A 23,623-nucleotide genomic window follows, 5' to 3' on the forward strand; every position below is an offset into this window, starting at 1 on the left:
GTCCGTCCGGTGTGGCCGGTGACCCGTTCAGGCGGCCGGCGGTTCCGGGGCCGGCTCGGTGAACTGGACCGGGCTGCCGTCGGTGCGTACCGGATCTCCCAGCACGACCCGCCAGCCCAGCCGGTCGTCGAGGTCCGCGAGGTCGTCCTGCAGATAGTGGAGGTCGTCCCGGGTGAGCGGCACGTCGGTCACCGGCACCAGCCGCACCCGCACCTCCCGCCCACCGTCCGGATCGACCCGGGTGCGGGCCTGGTCCCCGAGGAGCGCCAGCAGTGCGGCGGGAAGCGGGTCGTCGGGGCCGACCGGAGTGCCGCCCGGCGGTACCGGCTGTAGCCGGGGACCGGCCGGGTATGCCAGTACGAGATCGCCGTCGGCCGGCGGGGTCCCGACCTGCGGGCCGACGCCGGCGGTGGCCCATACCCCGGTGTCGAGCCGCGCGAGCCCGTCGAGGGCGAGGCGGATCCGCTCCGCGTCCGCCTGGTTGGCGGCGGTCAGGTGGGCCAACCCGACGCTCTGCTCCCGCATCCGCTCCAGCACCTGCATGAGCCGCACCGGAAGGTCGAGGGCCCAGGTGTCCACATTGGCCCCGTCGACCCAGGCGAGCAGGTCGGCCGCCGCGGACGGCCCCGAGGCCAGCGGAGCGGTCGGCTCCAGCAGCCGCAGCGCCTGGTACGCCGCGGTGAGCCGGCGGGAGCCGAAGCCGCCGATGCCGTACGCCCGCGCCGCCAGGTAACCGGCGGCGAGCAGGTTCCGCAGGGCGTCCGGGCCGGTGAGGCCGAGCTTGCCGGCCAGCGCGGTCAGCGCGTCGAGGAGCACCGCGACGTCCCGCTCACCCGGCGCCACGTCGGTCGCGTCGAGCAACGCGTCGATCAGGTGGTGCACGGTGAACGAGAGGTCCTGGCCCGGCACGACCTCCAGCGGCGGGTACGGGGTGGGGAAGGAGTATTCGTAGGCGGCAAGGGGATCCTGCTCGCCGGTGACCAGCCGGGCCAGTTCGGCGTCCTGCTCGGTCACGGCGTGCACTAGGTTGCCGTCGAGCCGCACCGGCGGCGGCTGCGTCTCGGGCCGGTGCACCCGGGCGATCGGGGCGTCCGGGTCGCCCTCCTGCCCGGCCAGCATCCGGGCCAGCCACATGCCGTGCTGCCAGGCCGGCCAGGGGGTGTCCCGGGACGGTGTACCGATGACCACCCGCGGGTCGCCCTCCTCGATCTCCGGTGTCGCGTCCTTCGGCCCCACCCAGACCCGGTCGCCCACGGAGGTCGCCCGCCATTCGTCGCCGAAGACCTCCCACCGGCCACCGCCGAGATTGCCCAGGTCGCTCGCGGGGGTGGCGAGCTGAGGGAACCGCGGCGTCCGGTGCACGGTGACGTACCGGGCGAACGCCGGCAGCGTCGCGGTGTGCAGCCGGCTGTACGACACGAAGTGGTCGGAGAGCTCCACCCCGGGCGGCTCGACCAGGTGGGGGGCGAACGCGAGCTGCTGCTCCGGGCCGAGCAGCCCGGAGAGCTCCATCGCCCTGACCGCGCCGATCGGGGCGGGGACGATCAGCTCCACCAGCACTCGATCGGGCAGTCGGGTGCGTAGCTCGGTGAGCAGCTGGTCCGCCCGGCCCGCGTCGGCAAGCGAGATCACGAGCAGCGGCCGGTCCGGATGCGCCAGCCGCCGGGGAGGCTCGGTCGCCGACCCCGCCGGGCGGAGGAAACCGCCCGCCCGACCCAGGCCGACCGACTCGTAGCCCTCCGGTGGCGCGAGCTGGGTGACGGGCGTACCGCTCCAGTCGCGTACCGAGCCGAGGGACGTGTATCGCAGCTGGGTCAGGAACGCCTGCATCTCCGCCGGCTGGGTGTTGTAGCGCAGGGGCGCGACCTGGCTCAGCGCGTTCAGCAGGTGGAGGCCGCGGCGCAGCCGGTCGAGGACCCGGGGCGGAAACTCGAAGATCCGCTCCGCGGCCGAGAGCCGCTGGTGTGCGTCGCGGGCCAGCAGCTTGGTCTGGAGGAAGGTCTCGTTGACGTGCCGGGTGGCGGGATCCATGTGGCTGTCCCACACCTGCTGTATCGCCGGATATCTGGGGTCGTCGGTCACCCGCCCCTCCCAGAGCTCGCGCTGGACGTCCGGGTGGGCGGTGACCGCACCGGGTGCCGCCGGATCGCCGGACCGGGTGGCCAGCAGTCGGGCGGCCACCGAGAACTGTTCGAGATGTGCCAGCTCGTGCACCAGGCACGCCATGACCTCGTCCACCGGACGGTCGGTGGCGAGCTCCATCATCCAGTGCTGGATGCGGAAGGCGCCGTCCAGGCCCGGGCGGGCGGCGGTGATCGCGCGTACCGGCGGCGCTCCGAGAGCCCCGGTGATGAGGCCGGCGACCTCCGACCAGACCTCGACCGGGAGCTCTCCCCGGTCGTCGGACTTCGTGGCGACCAGCCGGCTCACCTCGTCGTGCAGCCTTTCCAGGTGCGCCGCATCGGCGGAGCGGAGTATCCGGTAGTCCGGCCCCGGCGGTGGGAGGTGCCCCGGTGGCGCGGTCTGGGCGGTGGTCGCCGCGGCCGTCGCCGTGGTCACCGTCCGGGTGTCGGGCGCGGGCTCGGTGGCCAGGTCAGCGGTGACGGTCGTGGCCGGGCCGGCGGGTGCCGCCTGCTGCGTCGCCTGTTGCGCCTGTTGTGTCGCCTGTGTCGCCTGCTGCGCCTGTTGTGTCGCCTGTTGTGTCGCCTGTTGTGTCGCCTGTGTCGCCTGCTGGGTCGCCAGGTCGGCGAGCATGGTGTCGCGGTCGGCCGTCAGGCCGCTGGCGAGGATCCCGGCCGCCGCCGGATCGGTCCCCTCGGCCCGCAGGCGCTGCGCCTGGAACTCCACCCACCGCGCCCGCAGGTCGACCGCCGGTGGGACGGTCCCGGTGCCCTCGGCGAGTTTGGCAGGTGCGGTCTGGGCGGGTGCGGTCTCGGCAGGTGCGGTCTGGGCAGGTGCGGTCTGGGTGGCGGGCGGTGCGGCGGTGGTGTGCTTGTACGCTCGGGCCTCGACGGGTTCGCCCAACTGTTCGCCCAATACGACGGCGACGCCGTCGAGCCAGCGTTTGACGTCGGCCGGGTCGAGCTGGGGGCGGATCTTCTCGCTCATGTAGCGGCCGGACTTGTCGTCGACGACCCACCGGCCGGTTTCCGGGTCGCGGTGCAGTTCGCCGCTGATCCGTCCCTTGCCCACGTAGGCGCGACCGTCGGCGTCGAAGCGTACGCCGATGGTGGGGTGGCCCTGTTGGTTGATGCTCTCCCTGAGCTGGTCGAGGGTGAGGCCGGGATCCTTGGTACGCATCGCCGCGTGCAGGTCGTCGAGTTGTCTGGCGGAGACGACGGTGAGAATTTCCTCGCTGCCGATCATGATGTCGCCGGCCTCGGTGACCACGTAGTGCCAGCGGGCGTCGGGCCGGCCGGCGTGGATCTCGGGGGTGAAGTCGGACAGGGGCATCCAGGCCGGATTGACGCGCACCTGCTGGGTGCGCAGCGCGTTCCCGCTGACGGTCTTTCCGCCGGCCGTCCCGGGCGGGTCGATCTCGAACGGCTTGACCCCCTTGGGGTCGACAGCGGGACCCCTCTCCGTGTCGAGTTCGGCCGCTGTCGGTTCGGCCGCTGTCGGTTCCGTCGCCGTCGGCGGGCTGGGCGGCGAGGACTCCGGCGGTGCCGGTTGTCCGCCGGCCATCGCCTGGTAGTGGTCGCTGTGCCGGTAGACGTCGAACAGGGGCGCACCCTCGCGACCGATCGTCTGGCTGTGCTCGGGCGCGTGGATGCGTACCCGGGCATCCAACGCGGCGGCCAGCAGGCCGGGGTGGGCCTCGCCGACGGCGTCCTGCCAGTGGTCGGCCCAGTGCCGCACCGCCTGGACGAGGGCGGCGAACTCGTCGGCGTCGACCGGCCGGAGCGGATCCAGCAGGTGTGTCATGAGCTGGTCGCGCAGCGTACCGTCGGGAAGTGTCCGCAGCCCGACCGGATTGCCGCTGGCGGTGAGGTAGTCGAACATGGCCCGCATCGACAGGGACTCGTCGGCCAGGTCGCGGGGCGGTGAGCCGTCCGTCGCGGGTTTGAGTGGCACCTGACCCTCGGCGTGGGCGCGGGCCGCCGTCGGGTCCCACCCCGCGGCAACCAGGTCGGCGGTCCGCTGGTCGAGGTAGAGATCGCGCAGCTGCACCGCCGGTAGCAGGGCGGGGTCGTGCAGCCGCGTGATGCCCGCGTCCTGCAACCGGCTCAACAGGGTGTCGCGGTCCATCGCGTCCACCTCGGTGCGGAGCTGCAGTACCCGGTTGTTCCGGTATGCCTCGACGGCCTGCCCCGGCACGCCGTCCGGGCCCACCGCGCGCAGGTGTTGCTCGACCAGGTGGCGCAGCAGCTCTGCCGCCTCACCCAGTTGGGTGCTCGGCGGCACCAGGCCGGGCGTCCGGGCCGCCCGGCCGGTGATCTGGGCGCGGACGGCGTCGGGGTCGGCGAGCCACGCGTGCAGGGCCGGCGAGCCGAGCCCGGAGGCGGCCAGCCTCGTGCTCACCAACTCGGGGGCGCTACCGACGGCGGCATAGAGCTGACAGAGCCCACCACCCGGCGTCGGCAGCACCTGCGGCGCCCCCGTCGACAGCTTCGGCGCCGCGGTTGTGGACAGTCGGACCGGCGGTGGTGCGGTGGTCGGCTTCGGTGTCAGGGGCTGGGTGGTGGCCTGCGCCGGCTGGGTGGTGGCCTGCGTCGGCGGTTCGGCCCGGGGGACGCTCTCGTCCTGGATGTGCTTGGCGAGGGCCGCCGCATCGGCGTCCTTCGCGCCCTCGGCCACCCCGAGGTACCGGTGCCGGAAGTCGTCGAGCAGCCGGTGGTGCCGTTGCAGCAGATCCCACCAGGTCTGCCCGGCCCGATCCCATTCCTGGTGCAGCCCGGGCAGTTCGGCCTCGGCCGCGGCGCGGGCGACGTCGCCTTCCGGACTCGCGTACGCGTCGTAGCGGGCCTGGTCGAGCCTGTCGGCGGCGGAGACGAAATCTGCCGCCGCCCTGGCCAGCTCCGCTTCGTGCTCGACGATCTCGTCGAAGGCGGCGACCCGGTCGGGAGAGCCCGTGGCGATCCCCGTGGTCTCCGTCGGGATGTGCAGCGCCGTCCGCGCGTCGTGCAGGCCCATCCGCAACGAGACGTTCACCAACTCGGTCGGTTGGCTGGCGCTCGTCACCGTCCGGGTGGGCCACGCCGAGTACGACAGCGTGACGGTGACCTCGACCCGGCTCAGGTAGTCGACGGCGGCCGAGCGGCTCTCCGGCTTGACGTTGCCCAGGCCGCTGGTGGCGTTGCTGCCGCTCTCGGCGGCGGCCTGGGTGTCCCCGGCGGCGACACCGGGCCCACCGGCTTCCAACGCCTGGTACGGGTCGTCGGCGAAGCCCCGGCCGATCAACGGGATGCGGGGGATCCGCAGCTGTTGGGTCACGATGCTGGTGCCGGTGCTGTAGCCACCGCTCTGTTGGCGTGCGTGTTCGCGGAAGACGCCGGAGCTGACGCCGCCGAGCGACGCGCTCTCGGGCAGCAGCCTGATCGTGATCATCGCCTTCTGCCCGAAGATCTGGGCGCTGACCGCCGGCGGCAGTGCGAAACCCTCGGCGCTGATCAGCTTCGACATGCCGGGCAGCAGGATCTCCGGGGTGAGGCTCTGGTGGATCTGGTGTGCTCCCGCGTACCCCGTCGTGCTCAGCCGCTTCGCGGAGGTGGCCAGCAGTTTCGCGACGACGCGTTGCACCTGGGCGACCTGGTTGAGGTCCTCGGCGCTGAACCGCGGCGGCAGCGGCATCCCGTTGACCGTCCGCCAGCCGGGTGCCAGCGTTTTCGGCGGGACGATCCGGTAGGGCGTGGGCAGGTCCGCCGGCGCCGACCGTGGCGGCCGGAGGTCGTCGGCCCACCGGTCCTGGGTCACCTTGTCGTAGACGACCAGCAGGTCGCCGTCGACGCGCTCGCCCCTGTCGAAGATGGCCAGCGTGTACCTGACGCGGGTCTCCAGTCTGGCCTTGACGCCGCGACCGGAGCTGAGGTTCGTGTCGATCGTGGTGGAGTCGTCGTTCTGCGCGTTCAGCACCTGGGACACCCGCCCGACGGTGTCTCCCATGCCGACCGCGAGGTTCTCGCCGTGGTGGTTGGAGACGCCGGTGCCGGCCACCCCGGCGGTCGTGGTGTCGCCGTGCATCCGCTGCCTGGTGACGCCCTGCTCACTGGTGTGGGTGGTCTTGATGTCCAGGTCGTCGTGGTCGGCGACGAAACCGAGGACCTTCGGCTCGCCGACGGGTTCGGCCAGCAGGCGTACGTCCCGGGAGTGTTGCGTCATCCGGCCGGGTTTCATGTGCAGCACCGACACTCCACCGCTGACCATCGCGGGCCAGTGCTGCGCCTGCCCCGCAGGAGTGAACAGATAGAGCAGCCGGCGGCGGTTCAGCATCGGGTCGTCGAGCCCGGCGCCGGAGAGCGAGTCGGAGATCCTGCCGATCGATCGGTTCGTGATCCGGCCCTGCACCAGGTCGAGGAGGTTCTTGACCATGCCTCGCTCGGGGCCGAGATCGGCGGCCTCGGCCCGGAGCACGGTGGTCATCGACTCGGTCAGGGTCGGGGTCTCGTCGAAGGTGTAGAGGCCCAGGCCGGGGCTGCGTCCGGGCGGCAGGTCCAGCGCCGGAGGCAGTGTCGGCAACCACGGTTGCCCCATCGTGCCGGGGTCTCCGGCCAGCTTCGGCAGCAGACCGAGCCTGACCATGGTGGTGGCGGAGAGCCGCAGGAATATCGCGTTGCTGATGGTGCCGTGCCGGGCCACCGACTTGTGGTGGTGCAGCCACTCGCCGCTGCGCAGCGACTGCGGGATGGCGGCGTACCGGTCCGGCTCGGTGGTGATCTCCGCGGCCACCGACACCCGCATGTCGAAGACGACCAGGAAGGAGCGCTGGTTGCCCTTGCGATTGTTGGCGTTGCGCTCGATCGCGCCGCTGACGCTCTCGGTGTGCCGGGTGGATCCGGCGTAGAGCACCTTCTCGTAGCCGACCGGAAACAGCACACCGCCGCCGGAGGTGGTGCCGGTGCTGGTGCCGGAGCGGCGGACGTTCGCCGAGAAGTTGGCCCGCAGCGCGAGCTGTTTCTCGACGGTCCTGGCCGCGCCGACCTCGACCGATCCGACCGAGGCGGATTCGTTGGTGATGGTGGCGAACGCCGGCAGTACCGTCGGATTGGTCAACGCGACCGCGACGGCCAGGTCGGTCGCGGCGCCGTCCTCGGCGGTGGTGAGCCGGTCCACGTGCCACACATCGTCGAGCATCGAGGCGAGGCCGTGGATCTGGCGTGACTCGCCCAGCCGGTCGATCGTGCCGGCCCAGAGCGGCATTCCCTCGGCCAACCCGTCGGTGCCGCGCAGGCCGCCCAGCTTGGTCCGGGACACGGCGTCGGTGTAGTCCTGGGCGGCCCGGAGCGCGTCCCGGGCCAGCCGGGTGATGAAGGTGCTGCCGGGAAAGTCCTCCACCGACAGCCAGCGGTTGACGGTCGACGTCGGCCCCTCGTCGACCCACTCGCGCAGGCGGGTCAGCTCGAGCTGGGTCCGGCGGTCGACGGCCAGCGGATCGGGACGCGGGGTCAACGTGGTCGGCAGGCTGATCGGCTGGGCCAGCACGGAGGCGTTGTCGAACTGCACGGTGACCGGACGCGTCTGGACCAGCCGGAACCGGGTGAACTGCTTCCCGCCGACCAGGGCCGCCGGCTCGTGGGTCGGATCCACCACCCGGGCCGTGCCGGCCGGGTCGGTGGCCGGTCGGGGTAACCGCTGGTGCATCACCCGCCCGAACCTGACGCGGGACCTCGGATCCGGGCCGAGGCGTTTCGTGTACGCGTACACCTGCACGGTGATCTGCAGGTCGTTGCCGAACGCCTGCGAGTTCGGGGTGCCACCGTTGAGCCGGATCTCCTGACCGGCGAGCCGCGCGTCGCTCTGCCGGTCGAACCGGCCACGGAGCTCGACCGCGCCCGCCGGGACCAGCGCGCTGGCCGCCGCCCCGACCAGCCGGAACACGCCACCGCCCTCGAACGCCACGGCACCTCGCCACTGGAGGCCGGCGCTGATCCTCTCCTGGAAGGTGTCGGCGTGGCTGGTCCGCACCGCGTCGCCCGAGCTGGTGCCGAGGTGCTGGAAGGCCCTGGTGTAGCTGGCCGTCACGTGCACGATGACGTGCCGGGTGCCGATCTTCTTGGTGCGGCTCAGCTCGGCGATCAGGCCGGTCTTGAGCAGGGTGCCCCGGCCCTGACGCAACCCGGACACGGAGAGCACCCGGTCCAGCGCATCCTGGTTGGCCTGCCGTTCGACCGCGGCGCGGCTGGTGCGCATCCGCTTCACCCTGCCGGACGTGCCGTACTCGGGCAGGAAGCCGCCCTCGATGCGCCGGATGAGCCCGCTCACGTCCAGGTAGAGCTGCTGGAACCCGCTGAGCCCGTAGGTCACGGAGCGCCCACCACCGAGCGCGTACGGCGGCACGTACCACTGCGTCGGCGAGGGGATGAGGACGCTGCTGTCGCTGAGCAGTTGGGCCACCCGGGCCGCCGGCAGGTGGCCGAGCACCACCAGGTCGATGGTGATCGGTGCGACCGTGCCCTCGCCGAACAGCCGGCTGCCCGGCACCTCGCGCAGCCCGGCGTTCACGGTGACCCGGAAGTGCGCCTCCACCAGGACATTGGCGATGTCCTTGAACTCGGTGCCGGTCCTGGACGTGCCGCCGTGGGTGGCGGACGCGGTCATCGAGCGCAGGAAGCCCCAGAAGAGCCGGGCCTGTACGTATCCGGGGCCGAACGCCCAGCGGGCGGGGACCAGGGACAGACCCGTGCCGACCCGGCTCGAGTGGGAGAGCTGCGTCGCCTCGCTCTGCCCGGGCTGCCAGCGGAACGAGGTCTTGGCGACGTCGGCCAGGACGGAGAGCCTCGGCATGGTCGCGGTGAGTTCCAGCGAGAGCGCGTGCGCGCCGTGTGTGCTGGTGATCGTCGGTGGGTGGACCACCGTGTCCAGGGCCGGCAGAAGATTGCCGATCGTGGAGGACTCCTCGAGCAGGCCGCGGGCCTGCCCCGCGCCCACCGTGCCCGGCCCGACGGTCCTGGTGGGCCAAAGCAGGACGAGAGCGTCCTCGACCACGTCGTTCCAGGTGCCCGTCGGCTCGGCGCCGTCGTCCAGACCGATCCCCGCACGCAGGATGCGTACCGGCGTGAGGTTCTCCACCAGCATCGACGTGTGCCGGCTCGGGTCGACGGTGAGCCAGTCGGGCTCCCGGGGCCCGGCGTTGGCGATGTCGTCGACGGTCCGGAACGTCACGTCGGCCCCGACCGGCTCACCGAGGCGCCGCTCGGCCGCCTTCGGGCCGGTGAGCGGCGCCTCCGGGTCCGTCACGACGACCTCGAAGCCGACCGGCGCGGAGACCAGATGTGAGCCTGACCCGCTCCGTACGTTGTGCGAGTCGATCAGTTTGACGCCGTCCTGGAAGGACTCCAGTGGCCGGGACAGGGCGACGTCGACGGCACCGCCGGCACCGTAGCCGACCCGCTGGGGAAACATCGTGCCGACGCCGAGCGAGCCGGAACCGCCGGTGGTGGAGGCGTGCTTGATCCCGGCGGACTGGTCGCTGCGGGTGTCGAACTTCGCCTTGTCCGCGGACTGGTCGATGACCCGGGCATCGGCCGGCGACCAGGTCGGTGTGACGGTGACCCGGTGCCAACCGAGGAGGCCGTCGCGGACGTGGAAGCTACGGCCACCGGTGGTGAAGAACGTCTCGGCCTCGTCGCGCAGCGCCTGCCCGATGGTGCCGGCCTGCACCGAGAGCTTCGACAACCCCGGCACCAGCGGCAGCTTCTCGGCCACCCGGGCGCGCACGGCGTCGGTGACGCTCTGGTCGAGGCCACGGATCAGGCCGTCGAGGTCGTCGATGGAGTCGAGTACGTGCAGCAGGTCGGGCCGGGTCCGGTAGAGACCGGGCAGTGGGTTGTCGGCCGGCTCCGCGGGCTTGAGGAGCGTCATGGCGATCTCCTCGCCCGGCGCCGTCACGGTGATCGTGGGCGTCGTGCCGCTCGCGACAACGGGCGCCAGCGGCGCCGGTGCGGTGCCCGACGAGGTGGCGACCGTCCCGGCCTCGGCGGACACCGTGGCCTCGGCGGACACCGTGGTTTCGGCGGACACCGTGGTTTCGGCGGACACCGTGGTTTCGGCGGTGGTGACCCGGGGGGCGACGTCCACGCCGGAGGCCCAGAACTCCTCGGCGACGGTGCCGGCGACGGCATCCGGCACCGGACGTGGCGCGGCGGAGCCGGAGAAGTACGGTGCCAGCACGTCGGCGATCTGACCGAGCGCCCGGGGAGTCAGCACCAACTCGTCGACCCCGTCCGGGTGGCCGCCCATCAGGTCGCGGTGCTCGGGCTGGTGGGTGCCGCGCAGCAACGCGTTCGGCGGTGCCGTGGTGTCCGTCGCCCCGAGCTGGTGCGCGATCTCGTGGGCGTAGGTGGCCGGCGACGCGCCGACCGCCCACACCCGCTGGGACATCTGCGTGCCGGCGGGCGCGACCGTGACGGAGCCGCGTGCGTTGGCCGGGTCGTCGAAGTCCACCGTCACCCGCATCGGCACGTCCCACCCGGGCAGCCGGTGCCCGGGTGCGTTGACGTACCGCCGCAGTCCCTCGACGACCAGCGCCTTCACCGCGGCGATGTCCTGCGTCGTGACGCCGGGCGCGGCGTCGAGGCGCAGCTTCAGCGCGAAGTGCATCTCCTGCCCGCTGACGGTGAGCCGGTATCCGACACCGACCCGCTCACCGCTGGCCGGCGGGCGGGTGACCTTCGGCGGCTGGCCTGCGGTGGCCGGTGGCTCGAAACGGAAGGCGTCCTTCAGCGGTCTCCACCGCTCGGTGTCCACCTCGATCACCCGGGCCGGGCCGCCGGGCCGGCCGTCGCCGAGCAGATCGCGCGGTGGCATCGCCACCTTCTCGGCCGGCGCGGTGACCGCGTCGGCGGCGCGGGGCGGCGCCGGCAGTTCGAGAACGGCGTCACCCGCTGCCGGCGTCGGCCGGGCCGGTCCGTCCGAGGGCTTCGGCGCCGTCGGGCTTGTGCTCCCGGCCGGGCTCTCCGCCGGAGTGGTGACCGCCGGCGGGTCCGCTGCGGGTGGGTCGGTGCGGGTCGCTGCGGGTGGGTCGGTGCGGGTTGGTGCGGCGCCGGTGGAACCGGTGCGCGTCGTCGGCAGGTCGCGGGGCACGCTCGGGAGCTGATCGAGCCGGTGGCCGACCGTCGGGTCGCCGGCCCGCCGCCCTGGCGGCGGCAGGTCGTCCGCGGCCCGGCCGGGCACCGGCGGACCGTCCGGCCCGCGCAGCTCGGCCAACCGGTCACCGAGGGTGGTGTGGCGTGCCGCGGTCGAGTCCCGCAGGCTCTGGGAGAGGCCGCCGAGCGCCTCGTCCAGCCGGGAGTCGAGCGGGCGGAGGTGATCGGGGGAGGTGAGCGCGGCGTTGATCTGGGCGGCGCTGTCCAGCCGATACCCGTCCAGCCGGGCGGCGTACCGGGACAGCACGTGGTCGATGCCGGCCTGGTCGTCGCCGACCCGGGCGAGCGCGTCCTGCCAGGCCCGGTGCTCGTCGGCGGGAAGCGGACCGCTACCGCCGCGAAGCTCCGCGAGTCGGGCCTCCCGCTCCAGGGCGGCGACGCGTAGTTCGTACCGGGCCAGCACGTCCGCCTCGGCGGCCTCGGTGCCGGCGCGGCGGAACTCGGCGTCCCACTCGGCGCGCTCGGCCGGCGGCATGCCGATCGTCTCGTCCCGGTACGCCCGCAGGGCGGCGAGCCGTTCGGTCAGCTCGTCGGCGCTGCCGGGCGGCAGTGTCGGTACGTCGGGCAGCTCGGCGGGACCGGTCGGTGGGACGTCCGGATCGTCGGAGCCGCGCGGCGCGTCGTTGTCGGAGCCGCGCAGCGCGTCCAGCCGGTGGCGCAGTTCCAGGTCGGTGAGGTCCGGCTCCGGCGTGCTCTCCCCCCGCAGCGCGTGCAACCGCTGCTCCAGGTCGTCGAGGCTGCCGGGCGGCAGCGTCGGTGCGTCGGGCAGCTCGGGGAGCGGGACGTCGGGGCCGTCGGTGCCGCGCAGGGCGGCGAAGCGTTGCTCCAGCTCCAGGCCGGCGAGGCGCGGGTCGGGGGCGTGGTCGCCGCGCAGCGCGTCGAGCCGGGCCCGCAGCTCGGCCAGGTCGCCCGCGGATCCGGCCCCGTCGGGGGCACGGTCGGGCGTGGCATCGGGCACGACGCGGTCGTGCAGCTTCTGCTCGGCCAGCCTGCCGGCGAGGCTGTTCTCGTAGGCGTGGAGCAACCGGTGCAGCTCGTCGGTATCTCCGGCGGCGACCGCGCGTTCGATGTCGATGGCATGCTGCAACCAGGTCGACTTCTCCATGCCGAGCTGCGCGGCGCGGTGGTGGCCGGCGTCGACGTGCGCCCGGAACGAGTCGAGCCGCGAGAACAGGGCGTGCCGGTCGATCCGGTCGTGCAGCGCGTTCAGCCCCCGGGCGGCGTCACCGTGCCGGCCCTGCTCTATCGCGGTGCGGACCTCGCCGCTGAGCAGGCCCAGCTCCCGCTCGGGCAGCTCGATCCCGCGCCCGTCGGAGACGAGTTCGGCCAGCCGCTGGCGCAGTGCCTCCGGGCCGGGGGTGGCCGCCGGGTCGGCCCGCGGCACGCTCGGCAGGTCCGGCAGGCGGTCGCCGGCGCCCGCACCGTTCGCCCGCTCCGCCCCGGCCGGCGTACCCGCCCGGTCGGGGGTTTCCGGTCGGCCCGGCGCGTCGGCCCGTGATCCGGCGTCACCGAGCCGTCCCGTCTCGACGTCGGCGGGGACCTCCTCGGCGCGGGCGGCGGCCAGCTGGGTTTCCAGGTCGGCGAGGCGCTCGACGGCGGTGGCGCGGGCCGTGGCCTCCGCCGGAGAGATGGTCGGCACGTCCGGGAAGATCCCCGGCTCGACCGGGCGGTCCTGGGGTGCGGCGCCGGGGCGGAGCTGGTGGAAGCGGTGTTCCAGCTCCAGCTGACGGGCCGTCGGGGAGGGCGGGTCGGTGCCGCGCAGGGCGGCCAGCCGGCTCTCCAGTTCGGCCATGCCGGTGCCGGGCCGCTCGGTGGGCACCGACGGCAGGTCGGCGAGGTCGGGCGGGGCCGTCGGGCGCAGTTGCGCGAACCGGTGCTCCAGTTCCAGCGCCGCCAGGTCGATGCGGGGGGCGTCGGCTCCGCGCAGGTCGTCCAGCCGGGTCTGCAACCGCTGTACCGCTTCGTCCACTCCCGCAGCGGGTCTGGCCGCCGCGAGGTCGGGTGAGGTCGCCTCCCTGGCCGCCGCCAGGTCCGGTGCGACCGTACCGGTCGGGTGGGCCGGCGGGGGATCGACGGCGAGGGAGACCTCCCGGGCTTCGATCCTGAGGCCGTCGGCGGTCCGCCGGACCAGCGCCTCGGCGACCCGGACGTCCTTCTCCGCGCGGGCGACGGTGAGCGCGTCCCCGGAGGCGTTGGCCAGCGCGTGCTGGGCCCGCTGCAGCTGTTCGAGCGCGTGCAGGTGGCTGAGCTGCTGCGGCGACGGGCCGCCGGCCTGCTCCGGACGGGGCGGTGCGGGCGTCGAAACGTCCCGGACGGGGCCGGTGGGTGTGGTGACCGCCGGCACGTCCGGCCGGTGCAGGGCGGTGAGCGCGCTGGGGTCGGGCCCGTCGAGCAGGTTCAGTGCCTGGTGGACGGTGCTCGCATCGGCGACCGTGCCGAGCTGCGTCGGCGGCGGCGCGACGGACTCCGCCCGGGCGATGTGCGTCGGCGCCGCCGGGGCGGTCGCACCCGTGGGGACGGGTGTGGCGGGGCTGGTGGCGCCGAACGCCTTCTCCGGGGCGCCGAGGTTGAACGCCACAGTGGTCTCCGACACCCGGATCGCGCTGACCTCACCCATGTGCAGCTGGCGCAGCTCCGTACGCCCAAACCCCTCCAGCCCCTCCACGCCGCCCGCGACCCGGTTCAGCGTGGTACTGAGGTTGCCGATCTGCATGTTCGGCAGGGTCACCGAGCCCGGCGTGCCCACGGTGGGCACCGTGACCTGCGACGTCGTCGTCGCCGGGTTGACCGTCGGTACGTCGGGCCGGGCGATCGGGCCGAGGTCGACCGCGTGCGCGGCACCGGGCAGACCGGGCGCGGGAACCGGGGTCACCGCACCGGCCGTCCGCACCACCGGCACGTCCAGGTTCTGCGCGCCGCGCAGGCCGGCCAGGTCGTGCGCGCCGAGCACGCCACGCGTCGCGGCGAGGTCGACACCGCGGGCCGAGAAGCTGAGCTCCGGCATCGACGCGGCGCCGATCAGCGGCTTCTCGACCAGGTCGGGAAGGTACAGACCGTTCTGGCTGACGTTGATCCCGCCGGCGTGCGGTGCGCCGCCGGGCGTGACGACGTGCACCGTGGTGATGCCGTTGGCGAGCCGTACGCCGCCGCCGAGCGAGGCCAGTGCGTCGAACCGGGTCATCCCGAGCCCGCGACCCAACACGCCGAGCTTGAACGCCCCGGAGACCCGGAGCGCGCCGATCTCGTGACCGGCGAGGGGCAGGAAGATCCGCAACCACTTCCAGCCGCCGAACTCCCGCACCATGAGGTTGCCGAACGTGACGGCGTTGGCGGCGACGAACCGGCCGGCGTCGGCCGTCAGGCCGGCGAGCCTGCCCAGCCCCTGAGATCCCACGACACCCAGCCGGGTGATCGCGGACGGAACGGTGACCAGGGTGAACTTCTCCAGGGCCACGAATCCCCGGACGGCCAGGCCGTCGAGCGGGCCGACGATCCGCGGAATCATCAGCGCGCCGACCTTCACCGAGTTGGCCACGGTGACGCCGAGGTCACCGATGCCGCGCATGATCCCGCTGATGCTCAGCGTCGACACCGCTCGCCAGAAGTCGTTGATGCCGGTCCGCGCCAGGTTGAAGCTGTTCCGGCTGATCTGGGTGATGTTCCGCCAGGCGCTGCCGGCCAGCCTGGTCAGGTCGCCGAGGGCGATCAGCGGCCGGGTGCTGGGGCCGAGCAGGCCGAGCAGGCCGAGCGCCAGACCCAGCGCGTTCGTCCTGCCCATCGCGAAGTCGAGCGTCGCCTTCACCGCCAGGGCGGCGTTCATCGCGAAGGCGAGCAGGCCGAGCGGCCCGCCGACGAAGATGGCGACCACGGTGATGACGAGGGTCAGCCAGGTGAAGATCTCCCAGAAGATCTCACAGGCCGACTTGGGCGTCACCGGGGACCTGATGTGCCCGGTGGCGTCGAGGATGGCCTGCCGGGCGGTTGCCGCCGCGGTCGTCACGTCCGCCGCGGCGTTCTGCGCGTCCGCCTTGAGCGCGTTGATCCGTTCCTCGTCGTCGCCGGCCCCGGCCGCGCTGCGCAGCGCCTGGTCAGCCTTTGCCTGGGCCTCGCGCAACGCCTCGGCGTACGTGCGGATGGCCGGCCCGGCCGCGGAGAAGGCCGTCCGGACCCCGGCGATGAAGCCGCTCATCTCCTTGCTGATCTGCTCGCGCAGCCAGTCCGCGGTCTTGCCGACGAACGCTCCCTCGCCGCTCTGCCGCAACACCGCGGCGAGACCGTCGTCGGCGGTCTGGGCGTGGCCGGCCATCACGTCCATGTAGCCGGCGACCCGCAGCAGCACGTCGGGATCGCCGGGGGTGGGGTCACCGGACAGCGTGAGCGCCGACCAGTCACCGGGCCGTACCGCCACCGCAACCCTCCCGCCGCCCCGGACACCCTCGTCCTGTTCGACGCGACGCACCCGGGCGGAGGTTCACGGTGAACCGCTGACCGCCCCGGCCGCGTCGAACCCTACGGAGGGCACTCGTCGACGAGCGGGAGTAGGGGTGCGGAGTGGCCGACCTGGTGCTCGACTACGCGCTGCTGCACAACCTGGCGGGCAGCCTGCGCGAGCTGAAAAGCAGAATCCAGTTCGATGTGGACACCGGCTCGCGCCGGTCGGTCGTCACCTCCGACGGCACCGTCGTCGACTCCGGCCAGGTCGGCAGTTCGACGCTGTACGCGACGCTCAGCGCCTTCTTCTCCGCCTGCCACACACCGTTCAAGGACTCGATGGAGCTGCTCGACGAGCTGGCCAACACCTTCGACGGCATCGCCAAGGCCTACTTCGACCTGGACGCGGACGTCGCCGGCAAGGTCAACCTGGACCGGTTGCGGGCGAACATCAGCGGCTGGCAGGCCGACACCGTCGCGTACGAGCGCTACCTCGACCTGAAGGACCGGGAGATCACCTTTCAGTACTACGACAAGGACGGGAACCTGGTCGACGGCTCGGTGCCGGTGTGGAGCGGGGATCCGGTGCCGGAGCCGGGGGATGCACCCACCTCCATCGACGGCACCTCACCGGTGGGCGGCAACACCACCACCGCGGTCCTGGACGACGAGGGCAACGTCGTCTCCGAGACCACCACGGTCACCTCCGGTGACGGGCTGACCTACACCGAGACGACCGAGTTCACCTACCGCGACACCGACGGCGACGGAAGGACCGATGTCGTCGACTACACCTCCACCATCACGCACGCGGACGGCACCGAGGAGACGATCGAGAAGAAGACCAACGACGACGGCTCGTTCGTGGTGACCTCGACCACCGACGAGGGGACCACCACCAGCACCGTCACCCCGACGGCCGACGGCGGGTCGCATCAGGTCACCGTCGACCACGAGGGCGAGACCACCACGACCGACATCGTGGTGACCGGGCCGGAGAGCGGCACCAAGACGGTGGTCGGCCCGGACGGCACGAAGGTCTACAACGGCAACCCGACGACCGGCGAGTGGTCCCTCGTCTCCGAGGAGCCACCCGAGGAGGACGACTACGTCCCCTTCACCACCGTCATGATCTGACCCAACCCCCTTTGGAGCAGCGCCATGCCCAACATCACCGTCGACTTCGGCCGGGTGCAGACGGTCAACGACCAGCTCAACCTGGCGGTCACGCAGACCGTGCCACGGCTGGAGGATCTGCTCGCCGCGGTGTCCCAGTTGCTCACCAGCGACGGTGGACTGTGGTTGCAGAAGTCCAGCCCCACCCTCAGCGGGCAGTACCAGACCTTCAACACCGAGTTGACCGCGGCGATCGAGAGCATCCGCTCCTTCGCCCAGCAGTTCCACAACATCACCGTCCAGCTGCGCACCATGGACGAGCAGATCACCGCGTCCAGCAGCGCCGCCTGATCCGCCGAACCGGAGGCATCCGATGGCTGAAGTCAACGTCGACTACGACAGAATCCACACCGTCTCCGGGCGGCTGACCACCGAGGGCGCGGAGATCGCCGACGTGCTGAAGGGCCTGCAGAGCAGCGTCACCGAGCTGCTGACCAGCCAGGGCGGCCTCTGGATGCAGCAGGCCAGCCCGGTGATGAGCACGCAGTACACGGAGTTCACCGCCTCGCTGACCAAGGCGGTCAGCAACCTGGAGACCTTCGCCCAGAGCTTCGCGGCGATCGTGAAGAACCTGACCGAGATGGACCAGACGCTCTCCCAGCCGCCGCCCGCGGCGTGACCCGGCGCGGGCCCGGCTGCCGTCTCACCGGCATCCGGGCCCGCGCCCCGGCGGACCGGCTGCCGGCCATCCGGTCCGGGTCGGCGCGGCGGTGCGGGCCGGCGCGGCGGTGCGGGCCGGCGCGGCGGTGCGGGTCAGCGCGGCGGTGCGGGTCAGCGCAGCACGGTGTGCGGGATCGTGACCGTGCTCAGCGCGCCGGTCGGGTCCGGCGCATAGCCACGCCCCGGGCGGCTGCCGGAGCGCAGCAGCCCCGGCGGCACCCGGGCACCCACCAGGTCACCCTCGATGGCCGACTGCGGCGCCAGCAGCACACCCTGCCGGGAGCGCCGGGCCTCGGCGATCCAGCCGCCCAACGACTGGGTGAGGGTCTCGGCCGTTCCCGCGTACGCCAGGCCGAGGGCACGGTCCCGGCCGGTGGCCACCACCTGGCGCAGTACCGCCTCCACCGGATTGGCGAAGCCGAGCAGGTCGACGTCGTCGACCAGCACCACCGACGGACCGCCCAGCTCCTCCATCGCGGCGGTCACCCGCGCCGGGTCCGGAGCCGTTCCCTCGACCGCCCGCACCCGGGCGTGCACCGTCAACCGGCGCAACACCGACTCCCGGGGCGTCAGGATCACCAGCGCGGTGCCGCCGGCCAGCAGCGAGACCGCCAGCGTGGCCAGGGTGTTGCTCCGGCCCGAGCCCGGCGGGCCGGCGACCAGGAAGGTCGCCTGTTGACCGGTGAAGTCCACGTAGACCGGTGCGGCGGCGTCACCGCCGATCCCGAGCAGCGCGCGCAGTGGACGCCGGTGCTCCTCCGGGACCTGGGCGAACGCCTCGGCGAAGGTGACCGCCGTGGGCAGCCCGGCCACCGGGAACGGCCGGCGTTGCGCCGGCACGCCGCTGTCCCGGGCGGTGGCCCGGGCCGCGATCCGGCGGATCGCCTCGACCTGCGCCGGGCCGGACGGGTCCGGGTCCAGCAGGGCGACCTGGATCTCCGCCTGGTCCGCCGAGCGCCAGCCGCGTCCGGGCGGCACCACCTCCGGCACCCGACGGTGGTTGACGCCGATCGCCGAGTAGTCGGTCCGGTCGGTCATCCGCAGCATGATCCGGTGGTCGTTCAGGTTGGCCACCCGCCCGGTCAACAGCGACCGCTCGGAGGACATCACCAGGTGCAGCCCGGCGGCCGGCCCCTCGCGCAGCAGGCCGAGGAACTGGTCCAGCAGCCGGCCGCCGTCGTGGTCGGCCAGGACGGCGGCCAGCGAGTCCCAGCCGTCCACCAGCAGCACCAGATGCGCCGGACGCTCCGTCGGCGGCAGCGCCGCCCGCAGCTCGTCGAGACCGGCGCAGGAGTGCCGGGCCAGCAGGTCGTGTCGGCGGGCCAGCTCGCCCTGGAGCCGGCCGACCAGGCGTTCCAGGCGTTCCAGGTCGGCCCGGGGGACGACCGCGCCGCAGTGCGGAAGCTCCGACAGCACCACCGTCGACCCGCCGGCCGCGTCTACGGCGTAGAGGTGCACGTCGGCGCAGGAGAGCGACCGGGCCAGCGACGCGGCGAGCGTACGCAGCAGCTGTGACCGGCCGGTGCGGGAGGCGCCCAGCACGTAGAGGTGTCCGAGGGTGGCGAGGTCACAGGTCAGCACCGGCTGGCTCTGCTGCTCCGGCAGGTCGGCGAGCGCGTACGGCACCGGGGGCAGGCCGGGACCGGCCCGGGACTCCGGCGGGGTGAGGTCGTCCAGCAGCACCACCGGCGGCAGCGGTGGCAGCCAGGGGCTCCGCTGCCGCTCGCCGCCGGTCTCGCGGGCGGCGGCGTCGATCGCGTCCACCAGCACGTCCAGGTCGGTGGCGGCCAACTCGTCCGGTGCGGTGCCGGCGTGTGTCGGCTCCACAGGTGGCGGCAGCGCCCGACCCAGCCGGGACCAGGGCAGTTCCGTGGCGTTCACCGGGGCGGTCGGCGGTGCCTCGGACGGGTCGGAGTCGGCATTCTGGTACACCGCGCCGACGTACCCGGTCTGGAAGGGCACTGTGGAGCGGTGGGCGAGCCGGGCGAGCGCCCGCCCGGGGGTGGCCACCGGGATCATCGCGGCGTCCGGTACGTCGATCACGTCGGAGCTCTCCGTCGGGTCGGTGACCCGCAGCGCGATCCGCAGGTTGGTGTTGGCCCGGATGTCGGTGGTCACCACGCCGCCGGGGCGCTGGGTGGCCAGGATCAGGTGGATGCCGAGCGACCGGCCCCGCTGGGCGATGCTGACCAGGCCGGGGATGAAGTCCGGCACCTCCCGGGCGAGCGTGGCGAACTCGTCGATGACCAGCACCAGCCGGGGCACCGCCGGCAGCGAGGGGTCGCGGCCACGCATCACCCGGTACTGGACGAGGTCCTTGGCGGCGACCCCGGCCAGGATCTCCTCACGGCGGCGCAGCTCCGCGCCGAGCGACTCCAGCGCCCGGACCACGAGGGCACTGTCCAGGTCGGTGACCATGCCGAGGGTGTGTGGCAGGCGTACGCAGCTGTGGAACGCGCTGCCGCCCTTGTAGTCGACGAGCACGAACGTCAACTCGTCCGGGCGGTTCACCGCGGCCAGCGACACCACCATCGTCTGCAGCAGCTCGGACTTGCCGGCGCCGGTGGTGCCCGCGATCAACGCGTGCGGCCCGTCCCGGACCAGGTCGAGGGTGACCGTTCCGTCGAAGCCGCTGCCGATCACGAAGCTGGTGGACGCGGGTTGCCGGGACCAGCGCCGGGCAAGGTCGGCGCCGTCCGGCGGGTCGGCCGCCAGCAGGTCCAGCAGCCGGCTGCGATCGGGCAGTCCGGCGGTTTCGTCCGGGGTGACGTCCCGCAGCGGGGCCATGGCCCGGGCGACCCGGTCGCACCACCGCGGGGTGACGAGGTCCGGACGTACTCCGGTCGCCTCGGGCACGCCGGTCTGCCGTACGGTCAGCCCGTCCGCGTCGGCCCGCAGCACCGCGGTGCACTCCTCCGGCAGCAGCCGCTCCTCGGCGTCGATGCAGATCGCGAAGACCCGTACCGCCGGCCCCTCGGTGAGCACCTGCACCATGCCGGAGACGTCGCGCAGCCGGCGCGCCCCGTCGACGACCAGCAGCACGTCGGGTTCGCTGAACATGACCTGGCCGAGCTGGGATCCCCGGGCCCTGGTCCGGGCGGTGACCAACGACACCAGCTCACCGACCCGGTTCGCCACCGTCTCCGGGTCGTTGCCGACCAGCGTGTAGGGCCGCCCGGCCGGGACTCCGTCCTCCGGCGGCCGGGCGTGCGGCAGCCACCGCACCCAGCTCCACCGCTCCTCCCCGCCCGGCTCGGTCAGCAGGCGGATCTGCAGGTCGCGCGGGCTGTGCAGGGCGGCGGCCTGGAGGACGAGCCAGCGTGCCGTCGCGTACGTGGTCTCCGCCTCGCCGGCCAGGCCGACCACCTGGCGGTCGACCAGGTCCACGGTGACCGGCGCGTCCGGCACGGTCCAGCGCAGATGTCGGTCCGGGTCGGCGCGGGCCGGGTCCTCCACCTCGATGAGCGACGGCTGGTCCATCGTGCCGACCCGCAGCACCAGATGGTCGGGGTCGCGGCGGCGCCGCTCCCACAGCCGCCGCCCGGGGCCGACGGCGGTGTGCAGGACGGTGGCCGGGTCGGGTGACGCCTCGCACCTGGCCGACCGTTCCTCGGCGACCGCCGCCGTCAGCTCCCGCAGCATCCGGGCGCGCTTGCGCCGGTATTCGGCGAGATCCCTGCGGTACCGCTTGCGGCCGCTGCGCCGGTCGGTGTACCAGTTCGACAGGGCCAGCACCGGGCTGAGCACCATGATCAGCAGGAAGAAGTACGAGCGGAAGAGGAAGACGAAGGCCAGGCCCAGCACCATCGGGGCGAGGATCATCAGCAGCGGGATCGGGCGGCGGGTCGGCTTGACCGGCGGGGTGGGCAGCCGGCGCCGGGCGAAGAGCAGCGGTGGCACGATCCGGGGCGGCCGGTTGAAGTCCAGCATCGGCACGTCCACGGCCGGCGTCACCGCGGCGTCCGGCGCCGGCCGCGGCACCAGCCGCAGCAGGCTCTCACCCACCGCCAGGTCCACCCCGGGCGGCCAACGGCGGGCTCCGTCGTGCCGTTGCGCCCAGGTGTCGGTCCCGTCCTCCGCCTCGTCCTCCCCCTCGTCCTCCGTCCCGTCCCGCCCCTGCCCGGCCGCGGGCTCCGCCGGCCGCGACCGCTCCGAGTGGTCCGAGTGGTCCGGGTGTCCGGGTGGACCCTCCGGCTCGGTCCGGGCGGGGGGTTGCGGCGCCGCCAGGCGTACCTCCGGACCAGCGGTGGCCAGCCAGGCGCGACCCTGGTCGTCGACGGTGAGCCGTGCGGCGTGCGCGGGCACCCCGCTGCCGCCCGGGTCGATCGCGGAGCCCGGCGCCGAGCCGATGTCGTGACAGCCCAGGCCGACCGGCCAGATCCGTCCGGCGCCGGGGCCGCCGACGCCGTGCACCTCCAGCCAGTGGGTCCGCAGGTCGCCCGGCAGGTCCCGTACCCCACCGGCCGCCGCCGGCCCGCCGTCGGCGAGCCGGACCCCGGCGACCAGCCCGGCCCGGCTCACCGTCCAGGTCGGATCCAGCCGTGCCCCGTCCAGATACCACTCGCCGGCTGCGCCGTCCTGCTCGACGACCGCACCGACCGGCGTCCGCACCCCGACGTCCAGCGCGACGTCCCGGTCGGTTCCGGCGGAGACGACGGTCAACAGCAGGCGCATCAGCGGTCTCCGTTACGTCCGGCGGGCTCGACGCCGGAGTGGACCATCGGCCGTCGCTGCTCGTGCGTCTGCTCGATCAGGTCGTCGTTGGTGCCGGGCGGGGCAGGTGTGCCCGGCGGGGCAGGTGTGCCCCGCGGTGGTGGCGCGGCCGGCACGGCGGGCGACGCCGCGACGACCGGCCGGCCGTCGCGGGGCATCGTTGGTCCCGGTCCCGCTGGTCCCGCCGGTTTCGCTGGTCCCGCCGGTTTCGCTGGTCCCGCTGGTTCCGCCGGGACGGAGGAGGCCGCGCCGGGGGCTGCGGATCCCGGAGAGTACTCCTCGGCCCAGGCCGGTGCCGGTGCGGTCGTGGGCGCGGCCCGGCGGGCGGGCCGCAGGCACCGGGCCAGCGGCGCGGAGTCCGCGTCGATCCGCAGTTCCGGCGCGATCACCCGGCCGGCCAGGTCGACCCGTAGCCGCCAGCGTGATCCGGGCAGGTAACCGGCGACCAGGACCAGCAGCCCGGGATCGTCGGCGACCAGGGTGGCGAGCTGCGCCGCCGCCGGCGGATCGGGCCGCCGGCAGACCAGGACGGTACGTCCGGCCGGCTTTGCCGAACGCCGGGCGAGAGGCGGCCGCGCGAGGGTCGTCAGGGCCTCGGCCATCGGCATCCGGTCGGTGCCGGCCGCCGCCAGACCGTCGCCGGGATCCGCCGCGATGACCAAACGCCGCACGCCGTGCCCGTCGGTCAGGGCCGAGAGCTGGACGGCCAGCGCGGACACCAGCCGCTCCGCCGGCGTCGGGGCTCCGTGCACCGACACGATGCCGGGGCAGCGGGCGAGATCCAGCAGCACCAGCGTGCTGGCGCGAACGCCCACGGCGACCGGCAGCGGGTCGCCGGTCGCCGGCCCGTGGACCGGTGGCAGCGGCCCGCGGGCCCGCCAGCTGCGCGCCGTGGTGACCTGCCACGAGGATTCCGCCGCCGGTAGCGGCACGTCCGGCCCCGCACCGGCGAGCCGCACGCCGAGTTCTCCCGGGCCCAACAGCACCAGGTACGGCCAGAAGTCGTCCCGGTGGGCCAGCGCCGATCGTGCCGACACGATCCCGGCTCGGGCCGCCGGCACCGGCCCCGAGCCGGCGAAGCACTCGTTGACCACCCGCATGCCGCGCCGAAGGCGGACGACGTTGACGATCGGCGCCACCAGGTCCCGCGCCGCGCCGACGACGCCGCGCCGGAGGCGCCGTCCGGTGCCCCGCAGGCCGTACCGGCGGTCGAACCACCGCAGCAGCACCACCAGCAGGATCAGCACTTCCAGGACGGTGAGTACGGCCAGCAGCGTCTGCCGATTGGTGTCCAGGAAGCGGCCGAGGCCGCTGAAGGACGGCGCGTTCAACCGTGCTCCTCC

General features: G+C 73.6%; 6 protein-coding genes. 3 read left to right on the forward strand and 3 right to left on the reverse strand.

Annotated features, from left to right (window positions below; all coding sequences use genetic code 11):
* Nucleotides 1–27: 27 nt before the first annotated feature.
* The gene (locus ACN27G_RS01315) at nucleotides 28–15,708 is read right to left on the reverse strand and encodes a hypothetical protein (protein WP_421490936.1); all 15,681 of its coding nucleotides are present in this window, start codon (nucleotides 15,706–15,708) and stop codon (nucleotides 28–30) included.
* A gap of 143 nt (nucleotides 15,709–15,851) precedes the next feature.
* On the opposite strand from ACN27G_RS01315, the gene ACN27G_RS01320 reads away from it, so the two are divergent.
* From ACN27G_RS01320 to ACN27G_RS01330, 3 genes are read left to right on the forward strand one after another with little or no spacing between them, the layout of a single operon-like run.
* Nucleotides 15,852–16,868 carry a hypothetical protein gene (locus ACN27G_RS01320; RefSeq protein ID WP_421490937.1) on the forward strand — a complete coding sequence of 339 codons (1,017 nt, stop codon included), beginning with the start codon at nucleotides 15,852–15,854 and terminating at the stop codon, nucleotides 16,866–16,868.
* 24 nt (nucleotides 16,869–16,892) lie between these two features.
* Complete coding sequence (locus ACN27G_RS01325) at nucleotides 16,893–17,198, forward strand: hypothetical protein (RefSeq protein WP_421490938.1); 306 nt, start codon at nucleotides 16,893–16,895, stop codon at nucleotides 17,196–17,198.
* A gap of 22 nt (nucleotides 17,199–17,220) precedes the next feature.
* Nucleotides 17,221–17,526 carry a WXG100 family type VII secretion target gene (locus ACN27G_RS01330; protein ID WP_421490939.1) on the forward strand — a complete coding sequence of 102 codons (306 nt, stop codon included), beginning with the start codon at nucleotides 17,221–17,223 and terminating at the stop codon, nucleotides 17,524–17,526.
* A 152-nt stretch (nucleotides 17,527–17,678) separates the two neighbouring features.
* Here the strand turns inward: ACN27G_RS01330 and ACN27G_RS01335 are convergent, their stop codons facing one another.
* Nucleotides 17,679–22,241: an FtsK/SpoIIIE domain-containing protein gene (locus tag ACN27G_RS01335; RefSeq protein ID WP_421490940.1), complete on the reverse strand. Its 4,563-nt coding sequence runs from the start codon at nucleotides 22,239–22,241 to the stop codon at nucleotides 17,679–17,681.
* Entirely contained in the window at nucleotides 22,241–23,611 is a 1,371-nt protein-coding gene (locus ACN27G_RS01340; RefSeq protein WP_421490941.1) for a hypothetical protein, read from the reverse strand. Before ACN27G_RS01340 ends, ACN27G_RS01335 begins: the two co-directional genes overlap by 1 nt.
* Nucleotides 23,612–23,623: the final 12 nt, after the last annotated feature.

It is taken from the genome of Plantactinospora sp. WMMB334, from assembly GCF_049179095.1.
Lineage (GTDB): Bacteria > Actinomycetota > Actinomycetes > Mycobacteriales > Micromonosporaceae > Plantactinospora.